This is a genomic window from Paenibacillus tritici, assembly GCF_018207515.1.
Lineage (GTDB): Bacteria > Bacillota > Bacilli > Paenibacillales > Paenibacillaceae > Paenibacillus_AQ > Paenibacillus_AQ tritici.
The window spans coordinates 913543-936085 of record NZ_CP073365.1 but is presented as its reverse complement, the minus strand read 5'-3'; the positions used below and the strand labels follow the sequence as shown (position 1 = coordinate 936085).

Sequence of the window (22543 nt, the reverse complement as noted above, 5' to 3'; positions counted from 1 at the left end):
TGCGGTTTTTGGTATGAATGGATGATGGACCGCGAGGGCGGCTCCTCAGTCCGCTGCGAGCAGCACAGCTGTCTTTGTCTTTGGCTTCATATAGTCTTCCCGCAGCATACTGTAGATCTCCAGATCGACCACTCCCTTGCCGGACCAAAGGGCCGCTTGCCGCAGCATCCCTTCCTTGACGAATCTGTTCTTCAGCAGCACCTTCTTGGAGATCTCATTGTTCAGCATCACTTCAGCCTGCACTCTGTTCACCTGAACCTGCTCGAACAGGAATTCCGTCAGCAGCTCCACCGCTCTGGAGGCCAGGCCTTGTCCCCAATGGGCTTCCGCAAGGAAATAGCCTATGGTCACCATATTCACCTTCTGATTGAAATCGCAGGCTTCAATAATTCCGAGCAGGCGTGACTCCTCCTCTACGGCGAAAATGCCCCACTTGATCCGTGATCTTTTGAGATAATCCCGTTCATAATGACCGATCATGTTCTTCACCGTAGTCTTATTGTGCTTGGGAATGATCCCGCAATATTCAAACACATGGTCATTCCTGTAAATCTCGAACAGGTCATCCAGATGATGCTCCTCAACCTTGTTCAATACAAGCTCCTCTGACCGCAGGACAGGGAAGTGGTCAAACACAACTTCCAGATTCATACTGGCTGGCACTCCATTCTCTGATTGTTAGGCTTCCTGCTTAATGGGGACGTACAGATCAACCCTGCACTTGCCCTCCGGGTCCTGCGCCGGATCATTCAGACAGTACTCCAGGCATGGCCGGTCATCGGCTTCATAGCCACTGCGGGGTAACCATACGCTGAACATGCTGTCATACGCAAGGACAAATCTATCTACCGTATCGTAGTAGGAATACACCGCATACAGCCCGCCGGATAAGGTCTTGAATTCTGCCTCCTTCCGGTGAACCTCGCGCTCAAAACCCCCGGGAAGTGTAACGCAAGCATCGTACCGGCAGACAGACTCTTGAACGAACTCCGTATCATCCAGCGATATTCCGATGAACTGCTGATTGGCCGGATGGAGCCCCTGCTGTGCGGCCCAACGCTTCAGCTTGTCCCAGGCGCTATACGTGTCCAGGTAACTTCCAATATGCCTGATATAGGCAACTTCGACCTCCGGGATGTGCCTGATCTCTACCATGCTGTCCCATGCCCTCCTTAACAGCGGATTACCTTCTGCTTTATTGTAATCCGCCGGGGCGGCCGGCTCTGCCTGCTTATTGCTGAGGAGTGACGGGAAATTGCTATGTTTCTGCATGCTACTCCTGACACTGCTGGGGGTACAGCCGAAATGCCTTTTGAAATGAACATTCAGGACTGATACCGATTCAAAGCCGCTCTCACCTGCGATCTTCAGAATGGTCAGGTCCGTCTCAGTCAACAGCACCAATGCCCGCTCAATACGCTTCCTGGTCACAAAGGCCATGGGCGTCATGCCCGCCACGGCTGTAAAGATTCTGGTGAAATGATATTTGGAGAAATGGGATATCTCCGCCAGCTCATCCAGCCTCAGCGGCTGACTGCTGTTATCCTCGATGTAAGCAATAACCTTCCCGATCCGCTCTCTGTACTCCTCATTCATCGCTGAATCCCCCGGTTCATTCATGGTACAATGCAGTACAAATATCATAAACTGGACAGACTGTTGTCACAACCCTGTGGTATAACCGAAGTAAAGGAGTGATGGCTATGGCAAGCTATGAATACTCGTCCAGACAGGAGCTGATGGATACGATCCATAACCTGTACCTGTTCCTGGATGCCGAATTCGACGGAATTAACAATACATACAAGGACACACGAATTCCCGAGGTGGACAAAACCCCGGCCGAGATCATCGCTTATCAGCTGGGATGGCTGGAGCTGGTGAGGAATTGGGACAAGAGTGAACGGGAAGGCCAGACCTTCTCCATGCCCGCTCCGGGTTATAAGTGGAATGAGCTTGGCGGATTATATCAGTCTTTTTACAGCAAATATGCTGAGTATTCCCTGTCCGAGCTGCGCGGCATCTTCCGGCAATCAGAGCAGGACTGGCTGGACTGGATTGGTACGCTGACAGAGCAGGAGCTGTTCATCCAAGGCGCGCGTCAATGGACCGGAACCAAGGAGAACTGGCCTATGGCCCGCTGGATTCACATCAACTCAGCCGCTCCATTCAAATCCTTCCGTGCGAAGATCAGAAAGTGGAAAAAACATCTGCCAGAAGCACTGGCGTAGTCTCTCTTTCCTTGGCCCCCGCCAATGCCGGGAACCCGCCATTCCAGAATCGAAATGGGATCTGGTAATGTTCTGAGCGGTAATAACATCACATGAGGTTCACTCCCGTATTACAGTAGGGTATAATTATAGGAAACAAGAATAAATACAAGGATGTGATCTAGATGCAATGGCAAGAGGTTCGTTCAATTTATCCCGATCAGTATGTACTGCTCGAAATATTGGATTCTCATACCCAAGATAACATTCAGTTCATAGATAATGTCGCACTGGTCCGTGCCATTCAGGACCCTGACGAGGCCACCCGATTATTACTAAATTGCAAGAATAATAATATTGTTTATCATACCGGACAAGAGAATATCACTGTCGAACTTAGAAACCATCCTCTATATAGGAGAAGACAAGATGCAAATTGAGTTCATACACGGTCTGCTTCAGACAAAGATGACAATTAACTATAGAAATCATTCCTTAACCATAGATAAATTAGTTGTCGATACAGGTGCGGCTCACTCGCTCCTGTCATCTGATATTGTTTCTGAACTAGGCATCAAATTTGAGAATGGCGATAAACTTGTGCGTAGCTTTGGGATTGGCGGAGATGAATATACATTCCAGAAAACTATTGATCAAATCCAAATCGGTGAATTGATTATGAATGATATTCCCATTGATTTCGGCATTTTTCACGAAGGTATTAATTATATCAACGGTCTTATTGGACTGGATATTCTAAAAAATGGAGATATGGTTATTGATCTGCATAGAATGGAAATGTTTCCTGCAAGGTAAGATCATCTTACCTCTCGAAAGCTGATATTTAAGCTATTTCATAGCACACGGGAAAAGCCCGTTTGCTATGAAATTATGCTTTAAATCAAAACTATAGTATGGCGATATCGCCAAAAAATCTTTGATGGGTTAATTATCAATAGATTGAATAATTAATTCTTCCTTCCTCATAATTTATTATCCTCTACTCTTCACTGAAAAATCTACGAACCTGCGGAGCTTGCTTATATGAATCTAGTCTGTAATTATAATCTGCTTCTATTGCTTGCTTTACCATGACCTGAACTTGGTGATAAGTATTCCATAAAAAATCACATACACCTAAAGAATTGAAGATTTCCAATAACTCATGGTTAGCATTATGTTCAGCTAAATCAATTTTAAATTCATTTTCTCCATAGCTTTTAGAACCGTACTTTAGAATAAATTGGCTCAAATCCATTAACGACTCTTCTTTAACTTCTTCTTCACTAGAGGAATCCATTAAAAATTCAATATCGAGTAAATCATGACCAATAAATTCAAATATCGAAGCCTCTAAACTCTTACAACTTGAACCAGAATTTTCAGGAAACGCGGTATCTGAAGGAATATTAAAGTTTAAAGTAAGACCAAGGTATTTGAAAGTCGAAGAAGTAACTGTTTTGGGGTTGCTTGAATCTATAATATTTAAATATTCCTGAAAAGCAGAAACCAAAAAAAACTCATTAAATCTCACAATATCCATTTCAGAACATAATAACCAAACATCGTGTTTGAAGTCCCAGAAATCATTTTGTAAGTCCAGAAATTCTTTATAAGAAGTTGAATGCTTACTAGTATTGTGAGTAAGAAATACCTTTAGTGACAAATACGCTTGAAACACTACTGTCTGAAACATATACCACTTCCCTTTCTGAATGATGAAAGGAAATGATAATATTTCTAAAAGGTCAACCTGATTGTTTTCAAAGGCGGTTTGAAAGACTTTATGCTTCTCGAGAGTTTCTGCAGAAAAAATAGTTTGACCCTTTCTTAACATATCCAAAGCAAATTCCGAAAACATTTCTCGAAGATTATTAACATGATTTGTGGAATCACTATCTTTAATTAGAAAAGCAGCTAACATTTCAAAAAACAATAGGCTCGTTGCAGGTATCTGTTTCTGATCATGGTAAAATTCTAATAAGAGCGATAATCTATTCCAGCTCCCATAAAAAGGGTAAATAAACCAAGGTTCTTCATCTTCATATAATGATACTATTTCTTCCGCCTCTGATGCAGTTTGTGCATTCTTAATTATAAAGTCAATAATTTCTTGATCTTCTAAGGCTTCGGCTTTACTTCCTAATAGCGCCCTTTTTTCCTCATTTATAATTTCTTTTATTTTCTCTTCAGATTCTCTTCTTTCTATTATTCTCATATTTCTTTCTGCCTCATACTGATTGTTTTTTTTCGTTTCATTATCATAACCCATAGTGAATCTAAAAACTTTCCAAAAGGATTTACTATCACGTAATTTAAACGTATCTAAAATTCGGGGATAAATTATATCAATAAGAAAGTCGATTCGTTCATACTGCATGTCAGATGCAAAAAACTCAATATCATCAAGCAATAAGTACTTGATTTTCGCCTTTATCTCCTTATAGTTTTTTTTCTTGAAGTTAGCATATGCTTTAGGAAAAATCCCTGCAAATTCTGTGAAGGTTAGCCAATGCTCAGCAAATCTGGAGCATCTATGATAGTCCTCTAAAATTATTTCTTCATCTAAATCAATATTTAACAAAAGTACTCTATTAATTAAATCGGGAAATTCAATCATATCACCATAACTAAATGGATAGTCTTCATCATGAAGCCTTTCACATAAATACTGAATTTTGCTCTTCACAAATTCTTTCATTCTACTATTTTTCTCAACGTCAAAGTTAAACATAATATCATTTAATTTTCTGACAATGCAGTCATCTGGCTTTGTATACACAGACGATTTATTCTCAAAGATATCATTATCGAAATAGGAATAATTCAAAATATCAAAATCAGTAATAATCTTATCTGTGAGCATAATTTCCAGCGTAGGTGTTAGATTTATTTTCTTTTGAATAAAGATATCATCTCCAGAGCTATCTTCAATGCTACGCCCCGAAACCGTCGTCTTAAACATAAACAGAAGTTGATTTAGAAATGGGCAGCCTTGGATTAATATTTGGCCAAAGAGCTCTAAAGAATCAGATAGATATAAATATAAGAAATCCTTAACAGATGGATTTTGAAATTCAACCAAAATAATGGCTGTTCCATTACTCAAATAGGTTTTAATCATTGTTTTCTCTAATTGTGCAATGATACTTTCGAATTCCAAATTTCTAATAGAAGTATTACTTTCATTCATGAAATTTAAACAAGTGTAGTAAGAATGCTTTAAATCACATAATCTCATGGGTTGCGAAGATAAAAACAAAATAAGTGCAGCTAATTGTGCTCCACGAGTCTGATGCATAAAAATGCTCTTCCAGAAAGATAATGGCTCATCTAAGTATTGTTTAAAGGCGTTATAGAACTCAGAAGGAGAATTATCTTCGATAAGGTTCATTCCATGGTTTAGAAAATCATTTATAATCCTTGGACTATAATTACTGTGTTTAATAATCGGTTCATAGTGATTAGCGATAATCTCGACATAATCCCATTCAAGTTGGGAGAAATATAGATGGTTAAATATAATTTTAGCTTTAATCACCTCAGAGTAATCTTCCATTTGAAGCATACATTTTCCGATATCAAATGTTCTATTGAGCTGTTCATCATGATACTCTGCTAAGCCTTGCTGAAGTACATATTCACGTGACGTCAATATCAATATTTTATTCTTTGATCTAGAAACAAGTTCAATAAACTTCACCATGTGCTTTTCTTCGTTATGCGGGAGCTTCTCATCTTTAAATACACTTCCCCAAAAATCATCAAAAAAGAAAACCTGTTTTTCTTTCTCTTTGAACATCTCAAGCGCATTTCTTACCGTGTCCGCATAAATGAAATCACCATACCCCATATGTTGTAAGTAATACGCCGCTAGACAACGTGCCAGTGTCGTTTTCCCAACACCAGGCTCTCCAGAAATCAATATATATCTAAACTTTTCTAACAATCTTAGTGATCGCCCAAAACTAGGATTTTGAACAAAAACCTTCACCGTTTCCTTTATTTGATCAAGTTCAAATTTCGAATTAACTAAGCTAGCGCGATGAACAATCCCTTCAATAATTGAAATTAACACACCAGTACTACTAATCCACAATTTATAATGGTTTTGTTCTACCTTGTGATACTGTTCTTTTCCAAGCAATTGATTCAAATCATTCCTATCAATAATATCATCCTCTGTTTTTATAAAACCTTCAAAAAGACTAATAATCTCACTTCGTTGCTCATTGCTAAGCTCAAGAGAAACTACGAGAATATAGCGAGAAGGACTTAGGAATTTGGCTTTCTGTTTCTCTTGATACTTTAAAACACTTCGTAGTTGTTTATAGTTGTTCTGGTAGCACTTTACTTGAACGATTATTTTTGTTTTATCTTCACGATGTATAAGGTCGATTCCACCATCTTTTCCTCGACTAGAGATTTTAAATATAACCTTCTCTTTTATTTCCAATATATCTCTAGCCAATTCCTCAAACTCTCGTGGAGATAAGCAATTATGAAAATCATAATTTGGCATATTTTCGGCTCCTAACATAATTAATAAACTCTCTACAGGTAATCTTTATTTATAAGCGTACACTAGATTACCCCATGTTAAAATATGTATAATTATTTTTTCTTAACAGGAGGGGACCCTCTATGCATGGCTTCTGTCATAAACAAATTCGTACTCCTTCGTGACTTATAACCAAGTAGACCAAAATCCCCTCCAGGCGCCTCTCCAGCCACCGCATCATACGATGAGGCTGCCGGAAAGTCTGCCCGAAAGGGGATTCCTGTGACTTCCTTGTTTTTATTTCACCCGGTTAATCATTAATAGCCTAACAGACTCTTTGTCTTGGCAAAAATATCATTGGCCATCTCCGCATACCGCGTGCTGCCGTTGGCTTCAACCTGGGCCGTATACTGGCTCCAGTTGTCCAGCTTCTCCTGGCCGGTCACGAATTTGAGCGTCATGGTCTTGACGTAATCCATCAGCGGCGTCGAGATCAGCTTCATCTGCTCATTCTCCTCAGGAGTCGCCATGATCGGCGGTGCCAGCTTGCGGGTATCCCGTGTCGACTGGACACGGCTCACGAAGTCTTTTTCACCATCGGTCATCTTGGACATCTTCAGCTTCTCCGAGCCTCCATAAGCGAACATCCCTCCGGCGAAGCCGTAATCGACATTGAGCTGCTTAGGCGCACCTTCATTGATCCCGTTGTAATAGATTTCCGGGTTCAGCACCACATTTCCATCTGCGTCCAAGGTATAAGTCTCCCCTTCTACACCCCATAAGCTGAGCATCTGGCCTTCATTGGAATACCAGAACCAGTCGATGAAGCGCAGCATCTTAATGAAGCCCTCTTCACCCAGGTCGTCCAGCGCATTCTGGCTGATCATAATTCCGTTCTCCAGACGGGAGGTTTCGACCTGCAGTTTGCCTTTGGGTCCGCCCGGCTGGGTGATCATGTAGAGCTCGCTATCCGGAACCTGCATCTTGCTCTTGAAATCGGCCATAACCTGATAGATTCCGCTGATCACATAGGTGTCGCCCTTGAAGAACTTCGCTTGGGCCGCATCGTCTTCCTGGGTGAACGATTCCGGGTCCATAATGCCTTCATTCACCAGCTTATTGAAGTAACCAAGGAAGTCCTTGAAGTCATTGGAGGCATCGGCAAACACAAACTGCTGCTTCTCCTGGTCAAAGACCAGACCGCTTGATAATCCCCAGCCGGCGGTAACGCCATATTGAACTGCGGCAATGTTCAGAGCGGAATCTCCCTTGAATTGGTCAGAGATCACATAATTGCTGCCTGTGAAGTCTTTGACCTTCTTCATCGCTTCATAGAAGTCTTCATACGTCCAGTTGCCCTGCTGTCCTTCAACGTCCACGCCCGCTGCTTCAAACACATCCTTGCGGATAATGTAGGAATAACCGCCGCCGGCAATCTCCCACATGCCTGGAAGCACATAATACTTCCCGTCCTCCTTCAGCTTAGCCTTCAGGTCCTCCTCCATGCCCCAATCCTTCACGGCCTTCATGTAGTTCGGCATGTACTGCACCCAGTCACTCACGGGCACAATCTGGCCTGAGGCTACGAAAGCGGATTCATCATAAGTCTTAGGAATAATATAAGGAGCATCTCCGCTGTTCACGAGCAGGGATTTTTGGTTCTCATATTCGGTTCTTGCCGTAATGGCCAAATCGAAGTTTACATTCGTTTTCTCCTGGATCGCACTCCACAGCCGCCAGTCTTTATGATATGGATAATTCTCATGGTCGCTGTACATCATGGAGTAGGTTACCGGTTCATTCGAGTGGAAGGTCTGATCTGCACCAAAGGTATAATCTTCCGCCGCAGCTGTTGCCGGTGCATTCGTGCCCGCAGCATTCGGTGCTGGGGAATTACTGGTGCCTGAAGCCTCATTATTTCCGGATGAACAAGCGGTCATAGACAACATCAACGCCAGCGATGCCATTGCAAGTGGTTTACTGAATCTCATGGTTTGCCTCCCTTTTTGGGTATAGAGCTATATATAACAGAGAGGGCCGTAACCCCCTCCGGTGATACCGTTTATCCTTTGACCGCGCCGATCATCATGCCCTGTACGAAATACTTCTGCACGAAAGGATACACACAGATAATAGGCAGTGAAGTTAAGACCATTGCTGTCGATTTGATGCTTGCCGCAATCTGGCTCGTCTGATCGGAGGAGGCTCCGATTTCAGTCGGACTGACGGCATTGTCGATGATCTGCTTCAGATACAGGGCGACAGGCCACTTCTCCTTGGACTGCAGATAGAGGGACGGCCCGAACCAGTTATTCCACATGCCGACCATTACGAACAGCATGATTGTTACGAGAATCGGCTTCGACAGCGGCAGAATGATTCTGGTGAATATCCCGAAGACGTCCAGGCCGTCTACACGCCCTGCTTCCTCCAGTTCGTAAGGCAGACTGGCAAAAAACGTCTTCATCAGGATGACATTGAACGCGCTGATCGCTCCCGGAATGACTATCGCCCAGATCGTATCCCGCAGCTCCAATGTCTTGGCCACCAGGATATAGTTCGGGATGAGGCCGCCGCCGAAATACATCGTGAACAGCACGAACGGAATGAAGAATCTGTTCAGCCGCAGCTTATCCTTGGACAGCGGATACGACATCACTGCGGTTGCAGTCACTGCAATTAGGGTGCCTGTTACGGAATATACGATGGTATTCCAGTAGTAATGGAAGAAATCGGGCTTGCTCAAAATCACTTCATAGGTCTTGGTCGTAAACTCTACCGGGAATAGAGTCACCTTGCCTGCATAGATAGCCGCTTCCGAGCTGAAGGACTGGGCCACAAGATACACGAAGGGATACAAGGTAAACATGACAATCAGAATCATAAAAATACTGTTAATGATGTTAAACAGGTTAAAGGTGGAGGATCGCTTCACGGGTTCGGCTCCTTTCTACCAGAGGCTTGATTTCGTCGTTTTTTTGGATACAGTATTCGCAATCGTCACCAGGATCAGGCCAATAATACCTTCGAACAGGCCTACGGCCGTCGCGTAGCTGAAGTTCCCTCCGGTGATTCCCATCCGGTACACATAGGTAGAGATGACATCTGCTGTCTCATAGGTGAGCGGGTTGTAGAGCAGCAGGATTTTCTCGAAATTAGAGCCCAGAATGCTGCCGATATCCAGAATCAGGAGCACCATAATGGTAGGCAGGATACCGGGTATTGTTACATGCTTCGCAAGCTTGAACCGGTTAGCACCGTCCATCTTGGCGGCTTCATACAGAGACGGATCAATGCTAGTCATCGCGGCCAGATAGAGAATCGTCCCCCAGCCCAGACTCTGCCAGACGCCGGAGGTGACGTAAATGACGGGGAACCACTCCGGCAAGGAGATGAAGGAGATTTTCTCAAGTCCAACGGAGGCCAGAAGGCTGTTAAGCGGTCCTGTTAAGGAGACCACCTCTTTAATCATCCCTGCGACGATAACCATAGAGATGAAATGGGGCAGATAGGACACCGTCTGGACGAATTTCTTCCACTTGATTCTCCGTATCTCATTAAGCAGCAGTGCAAAGGACAGCGTAACCGGGAATTTCACGAGGAGGTAGCTTACACTTAAGGTAAGATCATTGAAAAATGCACGCCAGAACGTAGGGTCTTTCATGAACATCTCAAAATAAGTAAACCCGACCCATTCGGTCCCCATGATATTGGGCCCGCCTCTGTATTTGCGGAAGGCAATAATATTCCCCAGCATCGGCGCGTATTTGAAAATAATAAAGTAGACTACCGGAATCACCAGAAACGAATACAGCTTCCATTCTTGTCTAACATGCTTCCAGAGCGGAACCCGGTCAGCCTTGGTACGCGGGGCCATGCCTGCGGGCTTGATTCTAGCAGGAGCTGCCATGTCATCATCACTTCCTCACGAATAATTCACTCTAACAGGAGCGGCAGCCTGACGCTTGCGGGCGGCTTCTCTGCCGTTCCATGTAATCGCTTACTGCTCCACCAATGTACTGGCTGACACTGCCGCTCAGCAATGTCCAATACCGGAAATGATGTACGTTAACCGCAAATGACGATGGACACCTTGAAACGGATAGACGGTTTCGCATATTCCTCCTGGCTTCAAGCAGATACAGCCGCAAAAAAAAGATGACCTCCGGCATCCGGAAGTCATCTGTGCTCCTATCATTGAATGGTTTTGTATTTCCCAGGGGTAATTCCCTCATACTTCTTGAATACGCGAATGAATGCATGACTGCTGGCGAATCCGACCTTCTCGGCCGTATCATCAATGCTGGCCCCCTCCAGCAGCAGGGCCTTGGCCGCTTCCACCCGGGTCTGGCTAATGTAGTCGCGCAGCCCGACCTGTCCCGTCTGTTCACGGAACAGCCGGGACACATATTGCGGGGTCAGGCTGAAATGATCGCCTATCTGGGACACGCTCAGGTTCTTATCGCTGTAATTCTCCTGTACGAACGCTGTAACCTTCTCGCCGATTCCGGCACTCGCCTGCAGATTAGGCTTGCTGCGGAGCACCGTGCATACCCGCTCGAAGATATCGAGCAGCTCCTGCTCGAATTCCGGCTTCGTGGAGCAGGAGAGCAGCCGTTTGAGCGGCCGCCATTCATCCCAGGCTATTCGGGTCTGTTCCTGATCCGGAATTGCCTTAATCATCGTCGTGGCTACATCGAGCAGGATGCACTTTGAGATTTCATGAGACTGCTCCCTCTGGAAGGCTTGCTGCAGGATACTGTTAATCATATGGTTCGCCTGCTCAAACTCATCGGCCTTCAGCAAATTGATCAGCAGAATCTGGTCATTCACTGTGAAGAAATAACTGCTCTCGCTCGTCTTGATGCTTCCGTGCCAGATCAGCATCTCATCGCCAAGCACGCTGCGGTATTCCTGGGCCTCCAGCGCTTGAAGGAACGCAAGATGCACCCCTTCCAGACCCGTCTGCAATTCACTGCCTACCGTCGTGAAGCGGAGCTTATACCGTAGAGTGATGAATTCATAAGCCTGGGCTAAATCATCCTCGATCTCATCCTTCCATTGCCCTGCACGCTCCGGATCTATGTTCACAACAGCTGCAAGCATGCCGTCTACATCTGTGAAATTGATCGTCCAGCGGCTGCCGATCAGATCCGCAACAATATTGGACACAATAAATTGTGATAATTCCAGATCGGTTATCCCGTCGTCCCCGCTGTCAATATAGAACAACAGCACGGCAAAGGAACCGGTTGTCCACTGGAGCTTATAGGTCTTCGCCAGCTCCGTGAACGGGGTATTCCGGTCGGCCTGCCCCTTCAGCAGCCTGCCCAGATAATAATTCTGCAGCACCCGCAGCTGCTGATCATGCTTCTTGTTCGTAGCATCACGTTCCCTGATCGTCTCCAGCACATTTCTGCGGATGAAGGAGTACTCATCCAGATATTTACCAGTGTCCTGCACAGGATTACGGGCGAAGACGCTGACCAGTTCTTTGACCGGATTATAATTCTTCCGGGCGAAATAATAGATCACCGCGCTGCCAATCACGAAGCAGAGCAGCAGCCCGAGCATATTCATCGTCCGCATCCCTCCGGCATGTTCCCAGAAGACATCGGTCGGAAATACGCTGATATACTTCCAGCCTGTCGTATCCGATGACTCAATAGTGATCATCGACTCCACACCCTGGAAAGTGCCCGTAAAAGTGCCGGTGCCCCGCTCATCCCACTCCCGGTAGGCCGACGGTTCGATCATCGTGCCGCCCGCATTCTGAATCATGATCTGGCCGTTCGTATCCATAATAAATACCCGGCCCCGCTCTACCCAGTCGATGTTCGCAAGCATCGTCATCATTGTGTCCACATTAAGCGGTATAATCAGTGCACCTGTCACATCAGCCGTTGCCTGAATCGGCAGTGAACGGATATAGAATGGCGTGTAGGTGACTTTGTTATCCGGATTCTTAAGCGGAAGCAGTGCATATTTACCCGAATGATACTCCCGGGTCAGCTCCTGCCAATCCCCATAGACAAAGCTATCCGTCTGCAGCTTCATTTCGTAGAATGAATATTCATCTATATAAGTCTCACTGGAGAGAACAGACTGCAGCGGCTTGGAGTACAAGTTAATCTCCTTAATGAAGTTGTTGGCCGTTAACATTCTGCCCAGCTCCTGCTTCAGTTCATATATCTTGTAAGCGTTCCCGGAAGCAGAGGAAAGAAAGCTCTTCACCTCGCTATGAACAGCCAGCTGTGTAGCCAGGCTCTCTGTCTGCAGCAGCTCCCCGTCCACAATATATCTCACCTGCTGGAGCATCGCTCTGCTGGCCAGCTTAATTTCATTCTTCACAACTTCCCGCGTCTGACCATAGATGATCACACTGAGAATGACAGGTATGCACAGAATCACCGCATAGGAAGTAATTAACCGGACAACCACACTTTGTGTAAAGTGACCCCTCTCCAACTTCAACTGCAATCCCCCTAATTCCTCTTGTTGTACATTCTCCATCATAATTGAAATTAGGGTACTCTTCATATGTACAGTTTGAAATTCAATGTACAAATTACACAGTTATGGCTGCTTACCTGCTGCGGACCACCCTGAACCCCTGATCATTGCCCCGGCTGCTCGCCTCGAACTTGCCCCGGAAGGCGACCTCTGTATTGTTAACGCCGCCGATCCACCCGCCGCCCTTCACCAGCCGGAGTGATCCGTTGCTGTTATCCGGACCCGCTTCTCCGTACCAGTTCCAGCACCATTCCCTCACGTTCCCTGACATATCGTAAAGTCCCAGCTCATTGGGCTGCTTGAGGCCGCCGAATCTCGTCTGGCTATGATTGTTCTCAATCGCCGGCCAGTTCCAGTCCCCCGTTAAGAATTGATCACCGGAATTCCTCCAGTACCACGCCACATCTTCCGGCTTATTGCTTCCGCTATAGCTGGTGCTCTTGCTCATCTGGCCTCCGCCTGCTGCATATTCCCACTCGGCTTCTGTCGGCAAACGGTAGCCGTTCACTCCTTCATTGGCCGTTACTGTCCATTTCATGAAATCCCGGTCGCTTGTATTATTAGGGTCAACTGTGTTCTTGTCTATATTATAATAGGGGTCCAGGCCTTCCTTGATACTCCGCTGATTACAGTACTCCACGGCATCATACCAGGTTACACTCTCCACCGGCAGCTTGTCCCCCTGGAACTGGGAGGGATTATTCCCCATTACGTCCAGCCATTCCTGTTGAGTCACCTCATATTTGCCGATATAGAAATCCGGAAGAGTCACATTGGTTCCGTGATAATTAGATTTGGTATCTACAAAAGAACCGCCCTTGACCCAGACCAGGCGTTCCTCCTTGGGAGGCTTGTCCTGCGAGCAGGCACTGATCACAACCATTAAGGCCATTGCCAGAATAATCAATAGTTTTCTCATGGATACATCTCCTTAGAAGCGATTAAGGCAGGGTGCAAGTAACCGCTTGCAAAATAAGGCCGTCCGCTGTGTGACCGGCCGGCCTTAGCCCTATTATCGGTTAACTGGCCTTCGCGAATGCCGGAACCGGCCAGTCGCCTGTCAGCTTCCCGTTACCATACCGTTACATTGGAGCTGCCGCTGCTCTGATATCCTTCAGTTGCCATTACCTGGTAAGACCAGCTGCTTCCCAGATTCATCCCTTTGCTTTTCCAGGCGTTGACATGGTTGCTGAAGGTGATCGTTGAATTGCTTCCGATCGGTCTTTTCGACTGTCTGACACTCCAGTACTGAGGGAACGTCGCATTACCGTCAATGGAAGGAGCATCGTACCGCATAGTGGTATAGATATCATAAGTGCCGCCATCACTGTTCACCGTGCCTTTGTATTGTCCGGTAGGTCTATAGGTACCCCAGTTGTCAACCACGTAATATTCGATAAGTGAGTTTCTAGTCCACCCGTACATCGTCAGATATCCGTTGCCGGACGGGGCAAAGACGCCTGCATTGTAATTGATCGTGCGGTTCGGTGATCCGACATTCCAGCCTTTACCGACCACGAAATTGCCGGTATTGTACCAGTTCACACTGTAATTCCCGCCAGACCCGTTCACAGCATTGACCGTCCCGCCGCCATCCGTCCAGTTCTGCCAATAATCAGTTGCTGCACCTGCGGTGGCTGCGAATGCGCTGAAGCTCATAGTGGCTGCCATAACTACCGTTAGAATCTTCTTGTTTAACTTAAACATTGAATTACCTCCCAAGAATATTTTGTGGGTACAGCCTGTCTTACCCGCCCTCACTTGCCAGTAGCTTCTGTTCACGGAATATAACTTATCCTGAGCTATATGCCATATATTGGCCTGTCCTCCTTCAAAATAGATTATATATAGTAAGCGTTTACATTACTCTCTGCAAACTAAAGGTTTACCCCCAATTTTTATAGGTGTTAATGTCGTGCTTGCGGTATGCTAGAATCAACAACCAAAAGAAATTTGCCAAGGAGGAACCATGAACCGTATACAAGAGGTCACACTTAGAACCCGGGAAGTATCCGATCACCTGCTGCGCATCTGGGAGAATGCCGTGGGGGCTACGCATCTTTTCCTCACCGGACAGGATATTGAAGATTTACGCCCCCTGGTGCAGCAAGGAATTGCGCAAATCTCCCACTTGCTCGCCTATACAGATCAGGAGGGTCGTCCTATCGGCTTCATCGGTGTTCAGGAGCAGAAGATTGAAATGCTGTTCGTAGACCCGGCCGTCAGGGGACAAGGCATCGGTAAAGAGCTGGTCACTTACGCCATACACACACTGAACGTGCGCGATGTGGATGTCAATGAAGACAATCCCCAGGCTGCCGGGTTCTACGAACATTTAGGATTTGCGGTCTATGACCGGTCTGAACGGGATGAGCAAGGCAAGCCTTGGCCTATTCTGCATATGCGGCTGTCTCTGGAGTAACGCTTCTGACTTGTCTGTTGCTTGCTTAATCCCCTGCTACCTACTCCTTCGCCGTCCAAATATTAAGCGCATGGGTGCGGACTGCGATATTCGTGTGATTCCTGTACCCCCGCAAATACTCTGCGGCTTCCGGACTCCAGCGAAGCGCAGCTCCCGCTGCTTCCAGCAAGGAAAGTCCAATATACGCGGCTTCATACCGCGGTTCCGTCCGCAATCTGTCTACAAGCTCAAGCAGCGTCTCCGGCGTCCAGTATCCGGTGCTTGTATCCAGATTATACGTGATCTGGCTATACGCCTCGCCTAACAGCTGCGGCTGATCGGACAAACTATGTACCATCCGGTTCAGATAGGCGGCGGATTCCTCCACGTTATTCCAATCTAGTATTGCGATATATAATTTCATTACAAGCTGCTGCAGCGTCTCGTCGGGAGCCAGAATATGAATCAGCTCCAGGTATAATGGAATAAGCTGCTGGCGTGTCTCCTTCGGCAGAAGGGCCAGCTTCTCTATTAATTTCGATAGCCGCTGCCGGTGCGGCACATCTCTGTCCGTAGCTGCATTCCATTCATCGTTCACCACCGGACCAGCCAGCTTCTGACAGATCCCGGCTACCGCCTCATTGATCTTGCCATCCTGGCAGGCTTCGATCAGGGTGTTCATCGCAAATTCCCACCGGGTACTGTCTTCCAGGTCCGTAATCGCCTGAGCAGCGGCAGCGGCAATCACCTCTTCATGTCCATCCGTCCACCAGCTCATAATAACGAAGGCATGTCTGCCGACGTATGCATCCGGGTGACCCGCAATCTCCAGAATTAAGGACAGATAGCGCGGTCTATAGTCAACCGGAAGCGCAGCAGGCTGCTGGGACAATAAGCTAACTGCCACATCACTTTGCGGAGAAGCTGCGATGGCGCTTAGAATCTCCCAGCTGCGTTCATCGTCCAGCAGTTGTTTGGCTGCATGTCCGATAGCAATCAATACATCCTTGTGCACGTTTGGTTTCCCGAACTCGTGCAGGAGCAGCGGAAGACTATCCTCACTTCTATACACACCCAGCAGACGGATGGTTTCTTTACGGACGGTGACCTTCAGCTTATCCCGGTTCAATAGCTCCTTCAGCAGGCTGACCAGCAATACCGGATTCACCCTGCGGATACACCTTGGTATCGAATACATGGCTACACGGGCCCGGTCTCCATCCAGATGGTCCAGCAGCACGGGAAGGGATTTCTCTGGCTCCTCCAGCAGGGATAAGGCATGAAGCGCAGCTTCTGCAACAGCGACCTCCTGATCCTGCACAAGCTTAAATAGCGGGTCCGGGTCACAATCAGGCATAGCTGCCATGATTCTTATCGCTCTTGAACGCTCGGACAGGCTGTACTTCGGATCGGAGGCGACTCTGCTTAACACAGAGCCGTAGGCTTGCTGCTGCCGTGGCAGCCACCGGTAGAACCCGTCCGTAGCCGGAACCGGATGAATGGTTTTGCCGGACAGGAACTTGCCCTTGATTACAGCTCCCGAAATATACGGGTCCAGCCATTCCTGACGCTTCAGGTGCAGATGCCGGAACACCTCATGGATCGTAATATACGATGGATCTGCGGCCAGCAATTCCTTCACCCGTTCATCCCGCGTCTTCAGAGGCGCAAGCCAGAATCTGGCTGCCCGTATCGCTGTGGAATCGGTTTTGGCTCGTGTGGCTTCCTGTAACAGATGCTGAAGTTTGACGATACCGCTCCCTCTTTTGCCGAAGGAATTCGCCAGACTCAGCACCAGATTGTAGTTCTCTCTCTTGCCTGCCTGTGCAGCGTAAGAATAAATCGCCTCGAAAATAATCTCTTCTACTCCCTTAGGCAGGTTCTTTTCCAGCGAGGGGAGAGACAGCTGTCCGTCCTGCTTCGCCAGCTTCTGAAGCGTAGTAAGGGCGAACCGGAACAGCTCCCCGTGAGGCTCGGCCGCATTATGGCGCAGGAGAATGAAAGCCAGCTGCTGGACAGAGAACTTGGTACCATAGGAGGTATCTCTGGCGTCGATCACGCTATCGACGAGTACAGTAAGTGCCTGCACATGGTCATTCGTATAGACGGACGCCGGGCTTTCTGACAGCTCTTTGAACACTGCGCCCCGGACCGGGTCCTGATCATTTACAATCTGGCTTAAAGTTAATAACGTCTCACTCATGCCTTGTCTCGACAGAACCGTACTTCGGACAAGCTGCATCAGCGCTGTGGCGCGCTCGTCTGCACTGGATACCCGGGTCGCTTGTTCAAGCGGCTCTCTTGCCTGAAGAATGGAGCGGGAAGCGGTTATGCGAAGAGTCCGGTCCCGGTTTTCCTTGATTTCACGCAGCCCGAGCATCCGGGCAGCTTCCTTGTCACGCAAGTCATGCGGCAAGGCATACAAGAGTCTCTCGGGGAAAATCCATTCCTTGCGCTTCTCCTCCCCGTACACCGCCTCAAAGATCGCCTGACGGTTAGACGGAGCCATATGTTCAAGCAGCTTCGCTACATGCACCGGGGTGTCTGCCAGCAATTTGGCAATCTCCGTCCACTGGTCTACGGTCAGGAGTCTCCACCTCTTGAGTATGGCCTCAGGAACGCCCAGAGACATAAGATCGTTCCGTACACCGGGCAGGGTTAGCAGCTGATACACCCCATCCGGCTTCAGGCGTACCAGCGTGCCGAGATGGGCTTTGATGGCAGGATGTATCAGGTTCACCGGGCCGTGATTCTGCGCGCAGGCCAGCACCAGCTCCGGCTTGTGATTGCATAGATGCTCCATCGCTGAGGAGAACCTTGACCAGACCCTTCCTTTCACCCTAAGTGGTGCTTCCTCCAGAGTGGCTGTGAAGTATTCCGCCACTACGTCCAGATGGCGGCCCGCTAACCTCTTCCAGTCCTTAATCGCATAGCCGATAGCTTCCAGCCAGGTGCGGAGGGTTGCCGCAGAGCAGGCCTGGAGTACAATAGCCGTCTCTTCCGCTCCCCACCGGGCGTACACGATAGGCAACAGCCGCTCCGCCAGCTCCTGACGGCCCACAAGTGAAATCGTGCGCAGCAGCTTGCGGCGGCAATCCGGCGATAGCTGGGGAAGCTCCCGTTCGATCTCTTCGTCTGAGGCTACTTTGGCTACCAGTCCGGCCGCTGTATTTCGGATACTCGCCATAGGATGTCGCAGCCCGGATAGAAGTATAGGGGCATCCAGTGTGGCAATCGCACCCATCAAGGCCAGGCGTGCTTCATAGGCTCCGCCCTCCAGTAAAGAGGCTAATAACCGGGAATACGCTGGAGAACCAAGGTGATTACGGCCTAAGACCGCTATGGTTCGGATTCTATCGGAATAACCTAGTGTATCGAGTTCTTTGAGTAAGCTCTGTTTGTCCAATGGGTCTCGCCTAACCATCATAAGTCCTCCTCTGAATCTTGAATCTGTTCGGGTTCCATCTCAAAAAATACGGGCAACCCCTAATCCGGCGATTCCACCGTCTTCAAGATTACCCGCTATAATGCTTACTCTACCAGTTGCTTCTGTTCGTGCTTCTGCTGGATAAATACATAGGTATTCTCATCCGACAAGGCCTCGGCAAATTTGAAATCAAATCCGCTGAAGCCCTTGATATCCTCCACGCTTGTGATCTGCCGCTCAGCCATGAAGCGGACCATTTCCCCCCTGGCCATCTTGACCAGAGTCGCCCGCTCCACCAGCTTGCCGCCGATCTCCTGCGCGAATACACAGCTGACCATCCGGACAGGGCCGCCTACATACGGTGAGATGCACTTGCTGTATTCCTTGGAGGCCAGATTCACAATAGTGTCACTCTCGGCAAATAGCTGGTCGGCCAGCCTTCTGTTCCAGAACTCATAGAGTGTACTGAAGCCCGGCCCGCCCAGCCTGGCCTGCATCTCCAGCCTGTACGGCACAACGCCGTCGAACGGGCGGACGATTCCATAGAACCCGGACAACACCCGCAAATGCTGCTGCAGATACTCCAGCTCCTCCGTCTGAAAAATCCCCGGCGCCATGTACTGATACTGGATTCCCTCATAAGCGAAGATCGCCGGCGTCAGATTGCGGGTTAATTCCATCTCCTGAATCCGCTGCATATTCAGCGTGGCGATGGCATCATTGCATTTCCATAGCGCCTTGGCTTCTTCGTAATTCAGCTTGCGTAATAAGGCCAGAAGACTCTGCGACTCGCTTAAGAATTGCGGAACCTGGCGGTACTCCAGGATATCCGTGTCTGTCTTCATCTTCTTGGCAGGTGAAATGATGATTCTCATGATACTCTCTTTTCTACCCTTGCGGGAAAAATAAATGTATCTTATATACTAACATACTCTTCCTCCTACCGAAGCATATCAGACAGGAAAGCAAGCGCCAGGCCCTGGCCCCAGCCTTGAATCCAGTCTTTGGGGATATTGCGGTATCCTTCCCGGTCCTTCATAACGGCCGTTCCGCCGGATACGCCCAGTACCCGCCCGTCTTCGGTGATGTGCTCAAGAATGCCCTTCAGGGCCTTTTGCACATATTTGGTATGCAGCGGATTCCCGTTGCTTATCATAGCCGCCGCGATTCCGCAGGACGCAGATACCTCTTCATAGGAATCCTCATCGTCCAGCACCGTCCGCCACAAGCCGTTCTCCGTCTGCACCGTCTTGAGCGCCGCCAGCTGGTCCCGGAGCGAGCATTCCACATCCATACACTGCGGGTACAGATACCACTCCTTCAAAAGCGGCTTCACCTGCGACATCGTATACGCGCCCCAGGCGTTCGCTCTGCCCCAATACAGCCCGGACATATGATCCTGCTTCACATGATTGTAGCCATGGAACCAGAGGCCGGTGCCGGGGTCCTGCAAATATTTGATGTGCCAGTAATATTGATTAAGCGCATCCTGGATCAGCTCCTGATCCTCAAGCTTACTGCCCACACGCAGCAGGAAAAACGCCGCCATAAACAGCGTATCCGCCCAGGCCTGCTCCGGAAAATCATTGGACACCGATACCGTATGCTGCAGCACGTTGTCCCCGAACCGCAGCGCGGTCCCGCGGAGATACCCGACTTTACTCATCACAATATCCCAATACTTCCGGTCTCCGGTCTCTTCATATAAAGTAATCAGCATATGTCCCATGGCACAGGTATTCACGGTCCAATCCGGCAGCCCCAGCCCGATATATTCATCCACCCACTCCACCAGTCTGTCCAGGTACTCCTTGTTCCCTGTGGTCTGGTAAGCTCTGGACACCCCATAATAAGCTACGCCGCAAGGCCATTCCCAGGTTAAGTCCATCGCCAGCGTTTTGCGGGTCACCTTGTCGATAAGCTGTAAGATTTCTTCCCGGTTATACTCTACTTGAAGCATGTGTATTCCCCTCTCATCATCGAGATGTTATGTTCTATTTTCTTGCCAGCTCTACTCTTCTAATACTTTCTTTCGTCCAGGGAGGAGCCAGGGGGTGAGCCATTATCTCATCGTAGGTCATCCAATGTACGGCTTCGACTTCATCAGGACTCTTGTTCGTTGCCGTACCGCTGTCATATTCGCAAAGGAAGACCAGATTGATGACATTGCGTCCATCCTCAGTGACGAAGGAGGAGCTGTACACCAGCGTAACCGCTTCTGTGATCCGAATTCCGACTTCTTCATAGCATTCCCGCTGTACCGTCCGTTCAAGGATATCGAGCGTATTCCCTTCAACGTCCACCTTCCCCCCAACAAGAGCCAGCGTCCCTCCCGCATGCTCTTCTTTCATACTTCTAGTAATCACAAGCCATTTCCCATCCTTATAGACCGCAGCTTCTACGTTGACTATGAACATGTCATTACTCTCCTTTTCCGTATTAGTTAACCATTTGCCATTTTTTCAAAATCTCCTGCTTGTCCGCCCAAAGCAATTGACTTTACGGTCCTTTGCATCTTTGAATAATTGTCTTATTTTGATTCAACTTTTCCTTATCACTTGCGTCCTTACATATATACCAATATACCAAAACTTTCATGGAGGATATTAATGAAAAATCTAACTCGTGGTATTTTATCTTTATGTTTAATCGGAGCTCTACTTCTCTCTGCATGCGGAAAAGCCGATGACTCTACAACCAGTGAAGAATCGGGTACTATCCTACCAACAACTCCAACACCTGCTACTAATTCACCCGCAGATTCAGAGAAATTGATTGATCCGGCAACAAAAGAAGTCAAAGAAATTGCCGAAGCCGACTTCACAAAAGGAGTATTTATTAATTTTGACCCATACCAAAAAAGCTTTTTCGACGATGATATTATTTCTAAGTTCAATGGTAATATTGAAGCTGTGGTCGAGCAGGATGGAGAAAAATTCAAAGAGCATCTACATGAAGGCTCTCGTGGTGAAACATACTTTTTCAGTGAAGAAGGCGTTCAATTTATGTTTTATGATCTAGATCTTCTGGAGAAACTCACAGTTCATGGGCGTGAACAAATTAGAGTCGGCGTTCAATATGCCAAAAAAATGGCGGATGGAACCATTCAAAATCAAGGGATTACCTACTTCTTTACTAAAAATAAAGCAGGTGAATGGGGTATTGAGAATATAGATTAAATTAACCTTTGTCTTCTCTATGCTTACATACAGCTTCGTTAAATAGAAACGACTATGCGTCCTTTTAGACGGCATTCGCTTACTCCGGTAGCCATCTGGCGTAATGAGGTGCACTAATGCTCTTTATTCGCTCATTTGGCACGTGTCCGCTCAATTCAAGTGCACTAATGCTCTTTATTCGCTCATTTAGCCCGGGTCCGCTAGATTCAGGTGCACTAATGCTCTTCATTTGCTCATTTAGCCCGTGTCCGCTCAATTCAAGTGCACTAATGCTCTTCATTCGCTCCTTCAGCCTTTTGGTCCCACAATTTC

Annotated in this window: 18 protein-coding genes; 5 read left to right on the top strand and 13 right to left on the bottom strand. The window is 47.6% G+C overall.

The window, feature by feature from the left end; translation table 11 throughout:
• Nucleotides 1-45: 45 nt before the first annotated feature.
• Both KDC22_RS03965 and KDC22_RS03960 read right to left on the bottom strand, forming a co-directional pair.
• Entirely contained in the window at nt 46-651 is a 606-nt protein-coding gene (locus KDC22_RS03965) for a GNAT family N-acetyltransferase (protein WP_211722146.1), read from the bottom strand.
• Nucleotides 652-678: 27 nt separating this feature from the next.
• Nucleotides 679-1644: an AraC family transcriptional regulator gene (locus KDC22_RS03960; RefSeq protein WP_246553279.1), complete on the bottom strand. Its 966-nt coding sequence runs from the start codon at nt 1642-1644 to the stop codon at nt 679-681.
• Between the two features lie 59 nt (nt 1645-1703).
• Here KDC22_RS03960 and KDC22_RS03955 point away from each other — a divergent pair, with 59 nt between their 5' ends.
• The 3 genes from KDC22_RS03955 (at nt 1704) to KDC22_RS03945 (ending at nt 3026) form a co-directional block, all read left to right on the top strand.
• Nucleotides 1704-2231 carry a ClbS/DfsB family four-helix bundle protein gene (locus KDC22_RS03955; protein ID WP_211722145.1) on the top strand — a complete coding sequence of 176 codons (528 nt, stop codon included), beginning with the start codon at nt 1704-1706 and terminating at the stop codon, nt 2229-2231.
• A gap of 164 nt (nt 2232-2395) precedes the next feature.
• Nucleotides 2396-2650 (top strand): hypothetical protein, encoded by a 255-nt coding sequence (locus KDC22_RS03950; RefSeq protein ID WP_211722144.1) that lies wholly within the window; start codon nt 2396-2398, stop codon nt 2648-2650.
• Nucleotides 2640-3026 (top strand): retropepsin-like aspartic protease, encoded by a 387-nt coding sequence (locus KDC22_RS03945; RefSeq protein ID WP_173138330.1) that lies wholly within the window; start codon nt 2640-2642, stop codon nt 3024-3026. The genes KDC22_RS03950 and KDC22_RS03945 overlap by 11 nt, the downstream gene beginning before the upstream one ends.
• Nucleotides 3027-3210: 184 nt before the next feature.
• Here KDC22_RS03945 and KDC22_RS03940 read toward each other — a convergent pair whose 3' ends face one another.
• The 7 genes from KDC22_RS03940 to KDC22_RS03910 form a co-directional block, all read right to left on the bottom strand.
• The gene (locus KDC22_RS03940; protein ID WP_173138332.1) at nt 3211-6732 is read right to left on the bottom strand and encodes an nSTAND3 domain-containing NTPase; all 3522 of its coding nucleotides are present in this window, start codon (nt 6730-6732) and stop codon (nt 3211-3213) included.
• A 296-nt stretch (nt 6733-7028) separates the two neighbouring features.
• Nucleotides 7029-8702 carry an ABC transporter substrate-binding protein gene (locus KDC22_RS03935; RefSeq protein WP_173138334.1) on the bottom strand — a complete coding sequence of 558 codons (1674 nt, stop codon included), beginning with the start codon at nt 8700-8702 and terminating at the stop codon, nt 7029-7031.
• 71 nt (nt 8703-8773) lie between these two features.
• A complete protein-coding gene (locus KDC22_RS03930) occupies nt 8774-9646 on the bottom strand; it encodes a carbohydrate ABC transporter permease (protein ID WP_173138336.1) in 873 nt (290 codons plus the stop codon).
• A 15-nt stretch (nt 9647-9661) separates the two neighbouring features.
• Complete coding sequence (locus KDC22_RS03925; protein ID WP_173138486.1) at nt 9662-10588, bottom strand: ABC transporter permease; 927 nt, start codon at nt 10586-10588, stop codon at nt 9662-9664.
• 317 nt (nt 10589-10905) lie between these two features.
• Entirely contained in the window at nt 10906-13185 is a 2280-nt protein-coding gene (locus KDC22_RS03920; RefSeq protein WP_211722143.1) for an AraC family transcriptional regulator, read from the bottom strand.
• Nucleotides 13186-13297: 112 nt separating this feature from the next.
• Entirely contained in the window at nt 13298-14143 is an 846-nt protein-coding gene (locus KDC22_RS03915) for a formylglycine-generating enzyme family protein (RefSeq protein ID WP_173138346.1), read from the bottom strand.
• A 152-nt stretch (nt 14144-14295) separates the two neighbouring features.
• On the bottom strand, nt 14296-14931 hold the full coding sequence (locus tag KDC22_RS03910; protein ID WP_173138348.1) for a glycoside hydrolase family 11 protein: 636 nt from the start codon (nt 14929-14931) through the stop codon (nt 14296-14298).
• 262 nt (nt 14932-15193) lie between these two features.
• Between KDC22_RS03910 and KDC22_RS03905 the strand changes: the two genes are divergently transcribed.
• Entirely contained in the window at nt 15194-15646 is a 453-nt protein-coding gene (locus KDC22_RS03905) for an acetyltransferase (RefSeq protein WP_173138350.1), read from the top strand.
• A 40-nt stretch (nt 15647-15686) separates the two neighbouring features.
• On the opposite strand, the gene KDC22_RS03900 is transcribed toward KDC22_RS03905, so the two are convergent.
• From KDC22_RS03900 to KDC22_RS03885, 4 genes are all read right to left on the bottom strand, one after another.
• The gene (locus tag KDC22_RS03900; RefSeq protein ID WP_246553277.1) at nt 15687-19031 is read right to left on the bottom strand and encodes a HEAT repeat domain-containing protein; all 3345 of its coding nucleotides are present in this window, start codon (nt 19029-19031) and stop codon (nt 15687-15689) included.
• Nucleotides 19032-19156: 125 nt separating this feature from the next.
• Complete coding sequence (gene yaaA / locus KDC22_RS03895) at nt 19157-19927, bottom strand: peroxide stress protein YaaA (RefSeq protein ID WP_211722141.1); 771 nt, start codon at nt 19925-19927, stop codon at nt 19157-19159.
• Between the two features lie 65 nt (nt 19928-19992).
• A complete protein-coding gene (locus KDC22_RS03890) occupies nt 19993-21012 on the bottom strand; it encodes a glycoside hydrolase family 88/105 protein (RefSeq protein ID WP_211722140.1) in 1020 nt (339 codons plus the stop codon).
• Between the two features lie 34 nt (nt 21013-21046).
• Nucleotides 21047-21469, bottom strand: coding sequence for an NUDIX hydrolase (locus tag KDC22_RS03885; RefSeq protein ID WP_211722139.1), 423 nt, complete (start codon nt 21467-21469; stop codon nt 21047-21049).
• A 192-nt stretch (nt 21470-21661) separates the two neighbouring features.
• On the opposite strand from KDC22_RS03885, the gene KDC22_RS03880 reads away from it, so the two are divergent.
• Nucleotides 21662-22231: a hypothetical protein gene (locus tag KDC22_RS03880; RefSeq protein ID WP_211722138.1), complete on the top strand. Its 570-nt coding sequence runs from the start codon at nt 21662-21664 to the stop codon at nt 22229-22231.
• The last annotated feature ends 312 nt before the right edge of the window (nt 22232-22543 follow it).